The organism is Bacillus sp. V26 (assembly GCF_034296245.1).
Lineage (GTDB): Bacteria > Bacillota > Bacilli > Bacillales > Bacillaceae > Bacillus > Bacillus halotolerans.
The window spans coordinates 447,854-460,975 of record NZ_JAXKQF010000003.1; the positions used below are offsets into that span (position 1 = coordinate 447,854).

General features: G+C 45.5%; 13 protein-coding genes and 1 other annotated feature (1 of these 14 running past the window's edge). Of the genes, 9 read left to right on the forward strand and 4 right to left on the reverse strand.

Annotated features, from left to right (window positions below; all coding sequences use genetic code 11):
* The first annotated feature begins 24 nt into the window (after positions 1 to 24).
* From UJ203_RS13055 to UJ203_RS13070, 4 genes are all read left to right on the forward strand, one after another.
* Positions 25 to 411 carry a CidA/LrgA family holin-like protein gene (locus tag UJ203_RS13055; protein ID WP_003222205.1) on the forward strand — a complete coding sequence of 129 codons (387 nt, stop codon included), beginning with the start codon at positions 25 to 27 and terminating at the stop codon, positions 409 to 411.
* Positions 393 to 1,070: a CidB/LrgB family autolysis modulator gene (locus UJ203_RS13060; RefSeq protein WP_105954463.1), complete on the forward strand. Its 678-nt coding sequence runs from the start codon at positions 393 to 395 to the stop codon at positions 1,068 to 1,070. The genes UJ203_RS13055 and UJ203_RS13060 overlap by 19 nt, the downstream gene beginning before the upstream one ends.
* A gap of 107 nt (positions 1,071 to 1,177) precedes the next feature.
* Complete coding sequence (locus tag UJ203_RS13065) at positions 1,178 to 2,380, forward strand: major facilitator superfamily domain-containing protein 6 (protein ID WP_322011378.1); 1,203 nt, start codon at positions 1,178 to 1,180, stop codon at positions 2,378 to 2,380.
* A 34-nt stretch (positions 2,381 to 2,414) separates the two neighbouring features.
* On the forward strand, positions 2,415 to 2,612 hold the full coding sequence (locus UJ203_RS13070) for a YwbE family protein (RefSeq protein ID WP_010332373.1): 198 nt from the start codon (positions 2,415 to 2,417) through the stop codon (positions 2,610 to 2,612).
* A gap of 34 nt (positions 2,613 to 2,646) precedes the next feature.
* Here the strand turns inward: UJ203_RS13070 and UJ203_RS13075 are convergent, their stop codons facing one another.
* The gene (locus tag UJ203_RS13075; protein WP_322011382.1) at positions 2,647 to 3,834 is read right to left on the reverse strand and encodes a class I SAM-dependent rRNA methyltransferase; all 1,188 of its coding nucleotides are present in this window, start codon (positions 3,832 to 3,834) and stop codon (positions 2,647 to 2,649) included.
* A gap of 121 nt (positions 3,835 to 3,955) precedes the next feature.
* Between UJ203_RS13075 and glxA the strand changes: the two genes are divergently transcribed.
* A complete protein-coding gene (gene glxA, locus UJ203_RS13080; RefSeq protein WP_010332375.1) occupies positions 3,956 to 4,336 on the forward strand; it encodes a glyoxalase GlxA in 381 nt (126 codons plus the stop codon).
* Between the two features lie 49 nt (positions 4,337 to 4,385).
* Here glxA and celB read toward each other — a convergent pair whose 3' ends face one another.
* Positions 4,386 to 5,720, reverse strand: coding sequence for a PTS cellobiose transporter subunit IIC (gene celB / locus UJ203_RS13085; protein WP_322011385.1), 1,335 nt, complete (start codon positions 5,718 to 5,720; stop codon positions 4,386 to 4,388).
* Positions 5,721 to 5,946: 226 nt separating this feature from the next.
* Here celB and UJ203_RS13090 point away from each other — a divergent pair, with 226 nt between their 5' ends.
* The 3 genes from UJ203_RS13090 (at position 5,947) to UJ203_RS13100 (ending at position 10,604) form a co-directional block, all read left to right on the forward strand.
* Positions 5,947 to 7,884, forward strand: coding sequence for a S8 family peptidase (locus tag UJ203_RS13090; protein ID WP_322011387.1), 1,938 nt, complete (start codon positions 5,947 to 5,949; stop codon positions 7,882 to 7,884).
* A 445-nt stretch (positions 7,885 to 8,329) separates the two neighbouring features.
* On the forward strand, positions 8,330 to 9,709 hold the full coding sequence (locus UJ203_RS13095) for a sucrose-specific PTS transporter subunit IIBC (protein ID WP_059335207.1): 1,380 nt from the start codon (positions 8,330 to 8,332) through the stop codon (positions 9,707 to 9,709).
* A 52-nt stretch (positions 9,710 to 9,761) separates the two neighbouring features.
* Complete coding sequence (locus tag UJ203_RS13100) at positions 9,762 to 10,604, forward strand: PRD domain-containing protein (RefSeq protein ID WP_248338087.1); 843 nt, start codon at positions 9,762 to 9,764, stop codon at positions 10,602 to 10,604.
* A 50-nt stretch (positions 10,605 to 10,654) separates the two neighbouring features.
* Here the strand turns inward: UJ203_RS13100 and UJ203_RS13105 are convergent, their stop codons facing one another.
* Both UJ203_RS13105 and UJ203_RS13110 read right to left on the reverse strand, forming a co-directional pair.
* Positions 10,655 to 11,515 (reverse strand): glycosyltransferase family 8 protein, encoded by an 861-nt coding sequence (locus tag UJ203_RS13105; protein ID WP_044159962.1) that lies wholly within the window; start codon positions 11,513 to 11,515, stop codon positions 10,655 to 10,657.
* Between the two features lie 110 nt (positions 11,516 to 11,625).
* Positions 11,626 to 12,339, reverse strand: a complete 714-nt coding sequence (locus UJ203_RS13110; RefSeq protein ID WP_322011394.1) for a TIGR02206 family membrane protein — start codon at positions 12,337 to 12,339, stop codon at positions 11,626 to 11,628.
* Positions 12,340 to 12,488: 149 nt separating this feature from the next.
* On the opposite strand from UJ203_RS13110, the gene UJ203_RS13115 reads away from it, so the two are divergent.
* On the forward strand, positions 12,489 to 13,004 hold the full coding sequence (locus tag UJ203_RS13115; protein WP_248338080.1) for a MarR family transcriptional regulator: 516 nt from the start codon (positions 12,489 to 12,491) through the stop codon (positions 13,002 to 13,004).
* Positions 12,999 to 13,122: a binding site (T-box leader), on the forward strand; it runs 89 nt beyond the window's last position. It overlaps the preceding gene by 6 nt.

A 13,122-nucleotide genomic window follows, 5' to 3' on the forward strand; every position in this document is an offset into this window, starting at 1 on the left:
TATGAATATAAGGGAGGCATCAATATGAAAAAACTGTTGCTAACCGTTATTCAAATCGCTCTGTTATTTATATTTGCTCGGCTGATTAATTGGGTGACAGCCCTTCTTCATATAAATATTCCCGGCAGTATAATTGGGATTGTGATTCTTTTCACATTATTACACTTTAAAATCATCAAGCTTGAATGGATAGAGCTTGGCGCGGCGTGGCTTCTTGGGGAGCTGCTTTTATTTTTTATCCCGTCTGCCGTCGGAGTGATTGAATACGGAGACATTATGTCAAAATTCGGTGTCAGCATTTTGCTTGTTGTCATCATCAGCACGTTTGTCGTGATGGTGTCCACAGGAACGCTTACACAAATCATTGCGAAAAGAAAGGAGAAAAAACATACGTGTTCATCGGAATTGTAAGTTTGTTATTAACGGTTTTGGTGTATGTAGGAGCAAAAAAAGTATATTCGCGTTTTCCGCGAGTCTATACGTCGCCGCTATTGGTGACGCCCGCTGTGTTAGTCGGTCTGCTGCTGCTGGTGAATGTCCCGTACGAGACATATAATCTCGGCGGTGAAGTGCTGACCGATATGCTTCAGCCGGCTACCGTGGCATTTGCGATCCCGCTTTATAAATATTTCCCTGTTTTAAAGAAATACGCAGTGGAAATTATTTTAAACGTCGCCTTCGGCTCATGCATCGCGATTATTTCTACAGCTCTTATTGCGAAATGGCTTCACCTCGGAACTGGCTTGATTGACAGCCTCGTTCCAAGATCAGTGACAACGCCGATCGCTATGAACGTATCTGAAATGATCGGCGGAATGCCTGCGGTCACAGCTATATTTGTCATTTTGACTGCATTGTTCGGCACCGTCATCGGGCCAATGGTCATCCGCTATTTCCGTATTGATAACGAAATTGCGCGGGGCGTGCTGCTCGGCACAAGCGCACATGGAGCGGGCACATCCAAAGCATTTGAGCTTAGCTCAGTGTCCGGCACGATTTCCAGCGTGTCAATGATCCTTGCGGCGATTATGACGCTTTGTGCGGCGCCGTTTTTACTTTCATTTATGTAGGAAGAAAAAACTGTCCTGACAAGGGCAGTTTTTTTGTGTCTCCTTCCATTGAAAAGCTGGGAAATTACAATATAATGTAATTTGTGGATACTAAAGGAGGAGCCCTCATGCGCAGTTTGCAGGTGAAACGGCATTACGCCGCGTTAAAAGGATTTTATTTATTTGCTTTCCTGGGCACAGGCAGTATCATTCCGCTGCTCAGTATGTATTTAACAAAGGAACAGCATTTAAGCGGCTCACAAGTTGGCTTGATTATGTCACTCGGCCCGATTGTGATGATCTTTTTCCAGCCGTTTTGGGGTATGCTGAGCGATTATACGCAAAAAACTAAAAGCCTGCTTGCGGTTTGCACCTCGGTAACAGGTGTCATTGGGCTCGGCTACATCGCATTTGACGGCTTTCCGCTGTTTATTCTGATTGCGGCCTGCTTTGCAGCCTTTCAGAGCACAATCATTCCATTGTCAGACAGCATTTCTTTACGCTACACACAACAAACAAACGGAAACTACGGCGGAATCCGCCTGTTTGGTTCTCTCGGCTTCGGCACTGCGGTGTTTGTCATGGGACAGGTGACGAATCAGCTGTACCCCATCCACGTCATCTTTATCTTTGGCTGTGCCTTTCTGTGCATGGCAGCCATATTGGCCTCACAGATGCCGGGCCAGCAGAAAACAAAAACAAAGATCAATATCCGCAAAGGGTTCCGGGAGCTGGTCAGCAACAAAACTTTCCTCATCTTTATGATCATCACCTTTACGACATTTGCACCAAATTTAGCGAACAATACATACTTCAGTCTGTTTCTCGACAAAAGCGGCGCGTCTCTTTCCGCCATTGGCCTTTTATTTTTTATCGGAGTGATCTCAGAAATTCCGTTTATGAGGTTTGCGCAGAAATTCATAGATAAAATGGGATTGCTCAATGTCATCATACTGTCCGGCGGGGTTTCATTATTCAGATGGACGCTTTACTTCACAGAGCCTTCGTTATGGATCATTTATGCGACGGTATGTCTCCAAGGTGTTTCTATTGGTTTATTTATTCCGGCGGCGCTGCAATACGTCAAAAAGATTACCCCAAGCCATGTGGAGGCGACAGCGCTAACCATGTACGCCGCCATCGGCAACGGATTCGGCAACTGGTTCTGTACGTTTGTTGGCGGATACATTTTTGACTACGTTTCCATTTTCGCGGTCTATCTGCTCTTCGCCATTCTCAGCATAGCGGGTGCAGGGCTGACATTATATTTAATAAAAGCAGAAAAAAATAAACATACGCTTCATCAGCCGGCTGTTACTTTTAAACCATAACGACTATAATGAATAAAAAGAAAGGAAGTGTGCTATGAACGGGCAAGAGCGGAGCAGCATTTCTAAAGGATTACAGGTTGATATTGTCTTGAAAGCGGATCAAAAAACAGGAAAACTGACGCGAGGCACAGTGAAGGATATTTTGACGAAATCAAGCTATCACCCGCACGGCATTAAAGTCCGTCTGGAAGATGGCCGTATCGGACGCGTCCAGCAAATCATTTCTACATAAAAAGCTGCCCTGAACCGGGGCAGCTTTTTTCTTTTTATTTTTTCTGCAGAAAGACAACTTTTAAGTAATTGCCTTCCGGATATGCTGACATCGTTTTAAAGTCCTCCGGCAATGTAAATTCCTCTATGATCGTATAGCGTTCATTTGTTTCTTTGAACGCGGCATCGATAAAGCCTTTGAATTTCTTCATTCCGAAGGCGCTGCTGTTTGTAGAGGCGACAATGATGCCCTTGTCGGCTGTAATGGCGATCGTTTCCTTCAGCAGATTTTTATAATCCTTGGCCGCGCTGAAGGTGCGTTTTTTTGTGCGGGCAAAGGATGGCGGGTCGAGAACAATCAGATCAAAGCGCAGATCCTTCTTCGCCGCATATGAGAAGTATTTAAAAACATCCATCACTTTAATATCGTGCGCCTCGTAATCCAGCTTGTTCACGCTGAATTGCTCGATCGTTTTGGCCAGGCTTCGATTTGCCACGTCCACGCTTGTTGTTTTCTCCGCTCCGCCTAACGCCGCCGCCACTGAGAACGCACCCGTATAAGAAAACGTGTTTAAAACGTTTTTTCCACTGGCATAGCGGTCTCTGATCGCTTTGCGCACATGTCTTTGATCTAAAAAGATGCCTGTCATGGCGCCTTCGTTTAAATCTACCGCGTATTGTATCCCGTTTTCTTGAATGATGATCGGGAACTCGCCTCTTTCTCCCTTCACGAAGTCATCATCCTCGACATACTGTCCAGCCGTATCGAAGCGTTTCTTTTCGTAAATCGCTTTATATTCAATATCCAGTTCATCCAGAGCGGCAATCAGCGTTTCTTTAAAGGTGTAAATGCCTTTGCTGTACCATTGGAGCAGCAGGTACCCGTCATAATAATCAACGGTGACGCCGCCGATGCCGTCGCCCTCACCATTGAAGAGACGGAAAGCCGTTGTTTCAGGCGCCGCAAAAAGGTTTGCACGCGCTTGTACCGCTTTTGTTAATTTGCTGAAGAAAAATGCTTGGTCGATTTGCTCATTTTTATTGCGGGTAAGCGTCCAGCCGACCCCTTTGTTCTGCAGGCCGTAGTAGCCCCTTGCGAGAAACTCGCCGCTTTCAGACACGACATCAACGAGGTCGCCTTCTTTGACGTGCCCCGCACTGCCAGTGAGAGCTTCCTTTTCGATGAGCGGATAGCCTTTTTTGATTTTTGCAGCATGTGCTTGCTTTAAGGTGAGTAGCTTCATATATGTTCGTCCTCTTTCTGTTTGCTTTTTCTTATCGTACCACAAAACGCCAAGATGTCTTCATTGACAGAAAGGAAAGGTTTTTCTACGATAGACAAAAAGAGTTTCTAGGAGGAACAGCATGGCAAAACGAATTGACCATACAGGCATTATGGTAAGAGATATTAACGCGTCCATTTCATTTTATGAAGAGGTTCTCGGCATGAAATTGAAGGACCGCATCACTCATACGAACGGTATTATCGAGCTTGCTTTTCTTGGCTTTGAAGATGGTCCGGAAACAGAAATCGAACTGATTCAAGGCTACAGCAGCGAGCTTCCCGCCGAAGGTAAAGTGCATCACATTGCCCTGCTGACTGATGACATCGCGGCCGAATATACAAAAGCGGAAAGAATGAATGCGAAATTTATCGACGAAGAGATCACAACACTTCCAAACGGGTATCGGTATTTTTATATCGAAGGTCCTGACGGCGAGTGGATTGAGTTCTTTCAGCGGTAAGAAAAGCAGCATACGCTGCTTTTCACCTAATTATTTAAACGCTTACAAATCAAGAAGCATTTTCATTCCCCGAACCTGCTTCACTCTCTTCCTTCCATTTTTGATGATCCCATATTCTGAAAAACGGATAGTAGATAGCACATGTAATGAGCAGGTTCACCAGCTGCATGACCGCGCCCGATACTTTTCCGCCTGTCGCCAGGTACCCTGATATGAGCGGCGGCATGGTCCATGGCACGGCGATTCCAGCGGGCCTTGCCACCAGTCCTGTGCTCATGCCGATATAAGTGGCGGTAATTGTGAGGAGCGGGGCTATGATGAACGGAACGATAAGGAGCGGGTTCATCACAATCGGCATGCCGAAAATGATCGGCTCGTTGATGTTAAAGAACGCGGGCCCGATGCCTAAGCGGCCGAGCTGCTTCATCTGTTTGCTCCGGGACCGCACAAGCATAGTGAGTACAAGTGCCAGCGTCGCCCCGCTTCCGCCGACATTGATCCAAATTTGAAAAAACTGAGTCGTAAAAATACTCGGCAGCGCCTCGCCCGCTTGAAACGCGAGACGGTTTGCATCCATGGCGCCATACCAAATCGGCGCCATAATACCGCCGATGATCGAAGCGCCGTGAATGCCGCACGACCAAAGCAGCATTTGCACGAATTCAGCGATCAGACTCCCGCCGAGGCTGCCGCCAAGGATGGAAAGCGGTGTGCCGAGCAGGTCTCCGACGACATTGTGCAGGCTTTCAAAAGGTGTCATTTCAACCAAAAGACGCGCCAGCCATATAAGAAATACGATAATAAAGCCGGGAATCAGCGCGACAAATGATTTGCTTACTGCCGGCGGCACGCCGTCAGGCATGTTAAACACAATATTTTTTTGAATGATGTACCGATAGACTTCAGTCGAAAACAAGGCGATGATCATGGCGACAAACAGTCCCTTGCTGCCGAGCAATGTAATGGGAATTCCGCCTCCGACCATGATTGATTCTGCTGAGCCATCCGGTGTAAAAGGCACCTCGAACGGCGTTGCCAATAAGAAGGCTGCAATTGAAATCGCTCCGGCCGACAAGGCATCAACACCGTAGCTTTCCGCCAGCCGATAGGCGATCCCGAAAGCTGCAATCATTGCCATAATATCGAATGAAGCATTAACAGGATAGCCGAGCTTATCCGCCCACTGTTCCCCAAACACGCTCGTCATAAAATCAGCATAACCGGGAATCGGCAAACTGGTTAAAATCAAAAAGACAGAACCGATAATAATCAGCGGCATGGTCAAAACAATTCCATCACGCAAAGCGCTGAGATGCCGCTGCCCGGCAATTTTCCCAGCGACAGGCATGATTTTTTCTTCCATCACCCGAGTGAACGCGCTCATCTGAAAAGCCCCCTTTTTTCACTGCTTTGTAAACAACCTTTGCAATGTTTTCTTTATCTTGTTTTGAAAACGCTTACAAATTCATGCGGAAAATTTCCTCTTTCTGTGGAAAAAATCTGCATTCTTCTGAACAACCCTGTCAATGAAAAAATCTTTCCTTCTTATTATCAAAATCACATTTTCCTCCGATATATATATCAAACATCATAGAAAAAGGAGAAGAACCATGAAAAACACGTTTTGCAAACTTGTTGTATCAGTCACTCTGTTTTTCAGTTTTCTCACCCTAGAGCCTCTTGCACATGCAGAAACCAGCAGCGAGAAAGAGGTCATTGTGGTCTATAAAAACAAAGACGGCAAGGAAACCGTCCTGGACAGTGATGCTGAGGTTGAGCAGCAGTATCAGCATCTTCCGGCGGTAGCTGTTTCAGCAGATCCAGAGACAGTAAAAGAATTCAAACAGGATCCTGATATTTTGTATGTCGAAAACAATGTCACGTTCACTGCAGCGGACAATACAGACCTCAAAGTACTGTCAGAGAACGCCGACACCTCTGACAACTTCGAACAATGGAATCTTGAACCGATTCAGGTCAAACAGGCTTGGAAGGAGGGGCTGACAGGCAAAAACGTCAAAATCGCTGTCATTGACAGCGGGATCTCCCCCCACGACGACCTGTCGATTTCCGGCGGGTACTCAGCTGTCAGTTACACCTCTTCTTACAAAGACGATAACGGCCACGGAACACATGTCGCCGGGATTATCGGCGCTAAGCATAACGGCTACGGAATTGACGGCATCGCACCGGAAGCACAAATATATGCGGTTAAAGCGCTGGATCAGAACGGCTCGGGAGATCTTCAAGGTCTTCTCAAAGGGATCGACTGGTCGATAGCGAATGGAATGGATATCGTCAATATGAGCCTTGGCACGTCTTCAGACAGCCAGATTCTTCATGACGCCATGGACAAAGCATATGAAAAAGGCGTACTGCTCGTTGCCGCAAGCGGAAATGAAGGAAACGGCAAGCCAGTGAATTACCCGGCGGCATACAGCAGTGTCGTTGCAGTGTCAGCGACAGATCAACACAATCAGCTCGCAGCCTTTTCAACAACAGGAAATCAAGTTGAATTTTCAGCACCGGGAACAGACATCACGAGCACGTATTTACATCAATATTATGCGACGGGAAGCGGCACATCCCAAGCGACACCGCACGCCGCTGCCATGTTTGCATTATTAAAACAGCGTGATCCTGGTAACACGAACGTGCAGCTTCGCGCCCTCATGCAGAAAAACATCGTTGATCTCGGAATGACGGGCCGCGATCAGCAATTCGGCTATGGCCTGATCCGGTATAAAGCCCAGCAGGCAGATAAAGCGTATGCGGCGGCTGAGCAAGCGGTCAAAAAAGCCGAACAGACAAAAACACAAGCCGATATCGACAAAGCGAAAAAGCTCGTCAGCAACCTGCCTAATTCCAGCGCCAAAAAAGCTTTGCAAAAAAGACTGGATAACGTTCAGGCATACAGAAATGTAAAAGACGCGAAGGACAAAGTGGCAAAGGCAGAAAAGTATAAAACCCAGCAAACCGTTGATACAGCACAAGCCGCGATCAACAAACTGCCGAACGGCACGGATAAAAAGAACCTGCAAAAACGGTTAGATCAGGTCAAGCGCTATATCGCATCAAAGCAAGCGAAGGACAAAGTCGCCAAAGCGGAAAAAAGCAAAAAGAAAACAGATGTCAGCAGCGCTCAATCGGCAGTCAGCAAGCTTCCGGCAGGCTCAGAAAAAACGTCCCTGCAGAAGCGACTCAACAAAGTGAAAAGCAGCAATGTAAAAACGGCGCAGCAATCAGTCGCCGCAGCGGAAAAGAAATCAACTGACGCAAACGCGGCGAAAGCCCAAAAGGCCGTCAATGAACTTCAGTCCGGAAAAGACAAAACGTCATTGCAAAAACGGTTAGATAAAGTGAAGAAAAAAGTAGCGGCAGCTGAAGCCAAAAAAGTCGAAACGGCCAAAGCCAAAGTGAAAAAAGCGGAAAAAGACAAAACAAAAAAATCAAAAACAGCCGCTCAGTCCGCAGTCAATCAATTAAAAGCATCCCATGAAAAAACAAAGCTGCAAAAACGGCTGAACGCCGTTAAGCCGAAGAAATAATTAAAAAAACCTTTAAGACGTAACACTCGTTTTAAAGGTTTTTTCGTCTGTTAAACTGTGTACGCAACCTTTTTCCCATTTGCTTCACAGGCTTTTCATACTATTGCTATCCTGCTGTGAACAGCATAAAATGAACGTTACTACAGATATCAACTGCATATTGCGGGATTGTGACTGGCAAGCAGGCAAGACCCAACGATGCAAAGGGAGTATTAGTGCCTAGAAAAAGAAAGGCATTTTAACTCTTCTTTTCGTGTTGGGCTCGTAACGGCGCCAATGACATTTCTGCTTTATATGTTTCGTAATGCCCCGTCACCCGACGAGGGCATTTTTTGATGGCTCTGCATGCTTTACATTTTTCTCACTTTTTTCATTTTGATTGTCAACTTTTCATTTGATACGATGAACAAGCCGACTTTTCTTCAGCAGGGGAGGTTTTTATTGTTTGCAAAAAGAAATTGCGAAAGAATTATTGCTCCTCGCAGGAGGAAAAAGCAACATTATCAGCATCAGCCACTGTACAACTCGTCTTCGTTTTGAAGTAAAGGATGAAACGAGAATCGACATACGTGCTATTGAGAATCTGCAAGGTGTGCAGGGCACCTTTTTCAGATATGGCCTGTTCCAGATTATTTTTGGGGCGGGTATCGTCAACAAAATTTATAAAGAAGTCGTTTGTGTGTGGGAGGCAGCGCCTTCTGAAGAGGCTGTTCAAGAGAAACATGCCAGACGCAAACTGAACCCCGTCACAACATTTGCTAAAACGCTGTCCGATATTTTCATGCCGATTATCCCGGCGATAACAGCAAACGGTTTGCTCATGGGGCTGATCGGCATGATTCAGGTCTTTCACTGGTTCTCTGCCGACAGCCCGTGGATCAAAATGCTGGATCTCGTGTCCAGCACTGCCTTTATTCTGCTGCCGATTTTGGTTGGCTTCAGTGCCGCCAGACAATTTGGCAGCAACCCATTTTTAGGGGCATTGATAGGAGGGCTTCTGACTCATCCCGATTTGCTTGATCCATCCATGCTCGGCAGCAAAACCCCCGCTTCCTTGGACATATGGGGGCTGCACATTCCATTGATGGGCTATCAGGGCGCCATTATACCGATTCTTCTCTCCATTTATATCATGAGCAAAATTGAGAAGCTTTTAAAAACGATTGTGCCCAAGTCACTTGATGTCGTGATCATTCCCTTTATCACTGTGATGGTGACAGGGTGTCTCGCGCTGATTGTGATGAACCCCGCCGCAGCTATCATCGGCCAGGTCATATCACAATCGATTGAATACATTTATCACCACGCGGGCATTGCTGCCGGAGCTCTTTTCGGGGGCATCTATTCCACTATCGTTCTATCAGGCTTACACCATAGCTTTTATGCGATTGAAGCGACTTTGCTTGCTGACCCTCATGTGGGTGTAAACTTTTTGGTGCCGATATGGTCAATGGCGAATGTGGCGCAAGGCGGAGCGGGACTGGCGGTTTTCTTCAAAACGAAGCAGTCAGGCCTGAAGAAAATCGCGCTCCCCGCTTCCCTTACCGCGTTTTTAGGCATTGTGGAGCCAATTGTTTTCGGAGTAAATGTGAAGCTGATCCGCCCCTTTATCGGAGCCGCTATTGGAGGCGCTCTCGGCGGGGCGTATGTAGTTGGGGCACACGTCGTTTCGAATTCCTACGGACTGACCGGCATCCCGATGATTTCAATCGTGCTGCCGTTTGGCATTGCGAATTTTGTTCATTATATGATCGGTTTTTTGATCGCGGCCGTCTCTGCTTTTATAGCTACATTGTTTCTCGGGTTTAAAGAAGAGACAGAATAACTGGATTTATTCGATTTCATTCATAAAACGGGGGATGAAAGGACAAAAAGCTATGAAAATTAAAAGAATATTAAATCATAATGCAATCGTCGTAAAGGATCAAAATGAAGAGAAGATTCTCTTGGGTGCAGGAATTGCGTTCGACAAAAGAAAAAATGATATTGTCGATCCGTCTAAAATCGAAAAAACATTCGTCAGAAAAGATACACCTGACTATAAACAATTCGAAGAGATTTTAGAAACATTGCCGGAAGACCATATTCAAATCTCCGAGCAAATTATTTCCCATGCTGAACAAGAACTGAACATCAAAATCAACGAACGGATTCACGTTGCGTTTTCAGACCACATCTCATTTGCGATCGAACGCCTGAGCAACGGAATGGTCATCAAAAATCCGCTGCTGAATGAGATCAAAGTTCTTTATCCGAAGGAATTCCAAATTGGCATGTGGGCTAGAGCGCTAATTAAAGAGAAACTGGGCATTGAGATTCCTGAGGATGAAATCGGCAATATCGCCATGCACATTCACACAGCGAGAAACAACGCCGGCGACATGACACAGACACTTGATATTACAACGATGATCCGTGATATTATCGGCATTATTGAAACCCAGCTGTCGATCAACATTGTGGAGGATACTATTTCTTACGAAAGGCTTGTGACCCATTTGCGCTTTGCCATTCAGCATATCAAAGCAGGCGAAACCATTTACGAGCTGGATTCAGAAATGATCGCCATCATTAAAGAAAGATTCAAGGATGCTTTCCTATGCGCCAAAAGCATCGGCACATTTGTGAAAAAAGAATACGGCTTTGAATTTCCTGAAAAAGAATTGTGCTATATCGCCATGCATATTCAGCGCTTCTATCATCGGTCAGTGGCCCGCTGACAAACAAAAAACGCTTTTGATCATCTCAAAAGCGTTTTTTCATATATAGATTATTGATTGATAGCCGGGTTTCCGATCGTATTCCACTTTGTATAGGACATGTAATGGAAATACTCATCGCGATACGGATGTTTTGTATTGGAGTTCCAAGGCTTTTCTCCGCCGCAGAAGTGGACGATTGCCGGGTTTTCTCTCGTTTCATTATATTGCTTCCGTCCTAACAGTGTCGGAGGTGTTTTCAGTTTTAACATGATGTATGTTTGAGCGTTCCAGCGCGGATGAAGCTCATACCACTTATCATATAAGATCGCGTTCAGCGCATCTTGGTCATGTAACACAAGAAAATCTTCAGAACCGTTTTCATTGATAAAGTTGAGAACTTTTTCTGTGATGTTTTGCTTTCTCCAAGGTTCCATATCAATAACCATAATACCCGAGTTAAAATATTTTCCCGTGTCAGTGATATTCATTTCTTTCAAACGTTCATGCTGCCCCGCATCTTCCACAGCAGCAACGGTGTATGGAGCGATGTCCAAGTCCCATAGTTTCGAAATATCCTCAAGGACAAGTGCATCACAATCGACATAAATCATCCGCTTAATGCTCTCATCCTTAATTAAGTCAGGAATCGAAATGCGGTAATACGCCGCTTTTGTAATGTGGCTGCTTTCCACCGCATGTTCATACTGGTTGGCATCCACTTCTAAAAACTCAATCGGCACGCCGAACTTCAATGTGGTTTCTTCCAGCCTTTTTTTGTTATCAGGCTCAATTCCCCCATCAATCACATATAGCTTTACTTTTCTGTTCTGGTCCATGTTTGTCAATAAAGAAACGAACATCCCACCTAAATGACGAGCATAATTATCATCTGCGCATGATACGATATGCATAATTTCATCTTTCTTCAATGGTATTCATCTCCCTTTGTGTTGTACAAGTTACATTCCCTTTTTCAGAAAATTAAACACTAATCTCCATTATTTTTTTAAATAGAATGTGCTATACAACAAAAAAGGTGTTATTTTTTGAACATCCGATAAAGCCAATAAAGGATGAAAAAGCTCGCGATCGTAATGGCTTCAGCTGAGGCGATATACCAAGGCCAAGGCCCGAGAACATCCAATAGCGAAGAGCCGCCCGGCTTTTTCGTTAAATACATATAATTCGCTTTCAGCCAGCGGTCAACCAGATAAATGATTCCTCCGTACAGATTGACAATCAATACAGTCACCCATAAAGAGCGCTGTCTGAGTCTGTACGTGCCAATCACCGCCATAAGCAAACAGGACAGAAACACGGAGCCGTGCGAAATAAAAAAGAGAATATACCGCACATGCGGAAATGAGAACATACCAAGGTCTGGGGTCAGAAGCGCCTGAAGCGAGCTTCCGATGCCGACAAAATACAAAAACACAAACAGCTTTCTGCTCTTTGTCACCAGCATAATAGCTGATAAATACACAGACAAGTCACTCAGCTGAAGAGGCAGAGAAGTCCGCACCGACCACCTGCCCGCGGCGATCATCCATATTTGGTAACCAATTTGTGAAGCAAGCAAAAGAAACACAAACAAATAGCGCAGAAATGTACTGAATGCCGGCCGGCTAAGTGGCCGGCGGAACAAAAACAAAAGAATGGCAAGCATGCCGATCAATCCTAATGTCATTGCATGCTCTGTCGAAAACAGATGAAACGGATCGTGTTTATACACGCCTTGAACATATTTTTGCACAACTGCACCCCCGTCTGCGGGTTTTTCTTTATTGTGGTGTTCTTTTGGCTTTTTTTATGCAACCGAAAAATATAGGCTTGAAGTTCACCATCGTCTCTGCTACAATTCATTTCATAGCTAATGATTCTGATAATTTAAGGCGGCGACAAATGGAACGTTTAGATAAACAGCAGCAGCTTCGCAAAGAAGAGCATGACACACTCAGCAAGCTTAAACAAATGCCCGTTGAGTCACTAAACCTGGAAGCCATTTCGATCGCGACGAACCTGTATCGGTCTGCGCAAAGGCTCCGTGTCAAAATGGAGACTGAGGTTCTTTCTTCTTACAAATTATCTTGGACCGCTTTCTCCATTCTTTACGATCTATGGGTATGGGGCAAACTCGAAACGAGAAAAATCGCTGAGCTGTCAGGCATTTCAACAGCAACAGCAAGCAACGTGATCAAAACGCTCGAAAAAAAGGGCTTTTGCTCCAAAAGCATCGATCCCAGAGATCGGCGACTGGTTTTTGTCACAATCACTGAATCCGGCAAACAAGCGATCGAAGCACTCTACCCCGAGTTTCACAAAGGGGAAACGGAATTGATTACGGGCATGACAAAAGAGGAGCAGAAAACCCTGACAGGACTGCTTAGAAAAGTAGCGGACAATCTTCATACATCATAAGCTTTGACGGGAATCCAGTAGCGGTTTGTCTCCCTGTTTCAGAGAGCCGGCGGAAGGTGCGAGCCGGCACACAGGCAAAAGCGAATTACCTCCCCGAGCTTTCTTTGTGAACGTTAGT

Bases quoted from the DNA above. Each gene is read 5' to 3' on its own strand.
- UJ203_RS13075 (WP_322011382.1), bottom strand. From the start codon at position 3,834: ATGAAGCTACTCACCTTAAAGCAAGCACATGCTGCAAAAATCAAAAAA.
- UJ203_RS13115 (WP_248338080.1), top strand. From the start codon at position 12,489: ATGGAACGTTTAGATAAACAGCAGCAGCTTCGCAAAGAAGAGCATGAC.
- UJ203_RS13070 (WP_010332373.1), top strand. From the start codon at position 2,415: ATGAACGGGCAAGAGCGGAGCAGCATTTCTAAAGGATTACAGGTTGAT.
- glxA (WP_010332375.1), top strand. From the start codon at position 3,956: ATGGCAAAACGAATTGACCATACAGGCATTATGGTAAGAGATATTAAC.
- UJ203_RS13090 (WP_322011387.1), top strand. From the start codon at position 5,947: ATGAAAAACACGTTTTGCAAACTTGTTGTATCAGTCACTCTGTTTTTC.
- celB (WP_322011385.1), bottom strand. From the start codon at position 5,720: ATGAGCGCGTTCACTCGGGTGATGGAAGAAAAAATCATGCCTGTCGCT.
- UJ203_RS13100 (WP_248338087.1), top strand. From the start codon at position 9,762: ATGAAAATTAAAAGAATATTAAATCATAATGCAATCGTCGTAAAGGAT.
- UJ203_RS13065 (WP_322011378.1), top strand. From the start codon at position 1,178: ATGCGCAGTTTGCAGGTGAAACGGCATTACGCCGCGTTAAAAGGATTT.
- UJ203_RS13055 (WP_003222205.1), top strand. From the start codon at position 25: ATGAAAAAACTGTTGCTAACCGTTATTCAAATCGCTCTGTTATTTATA.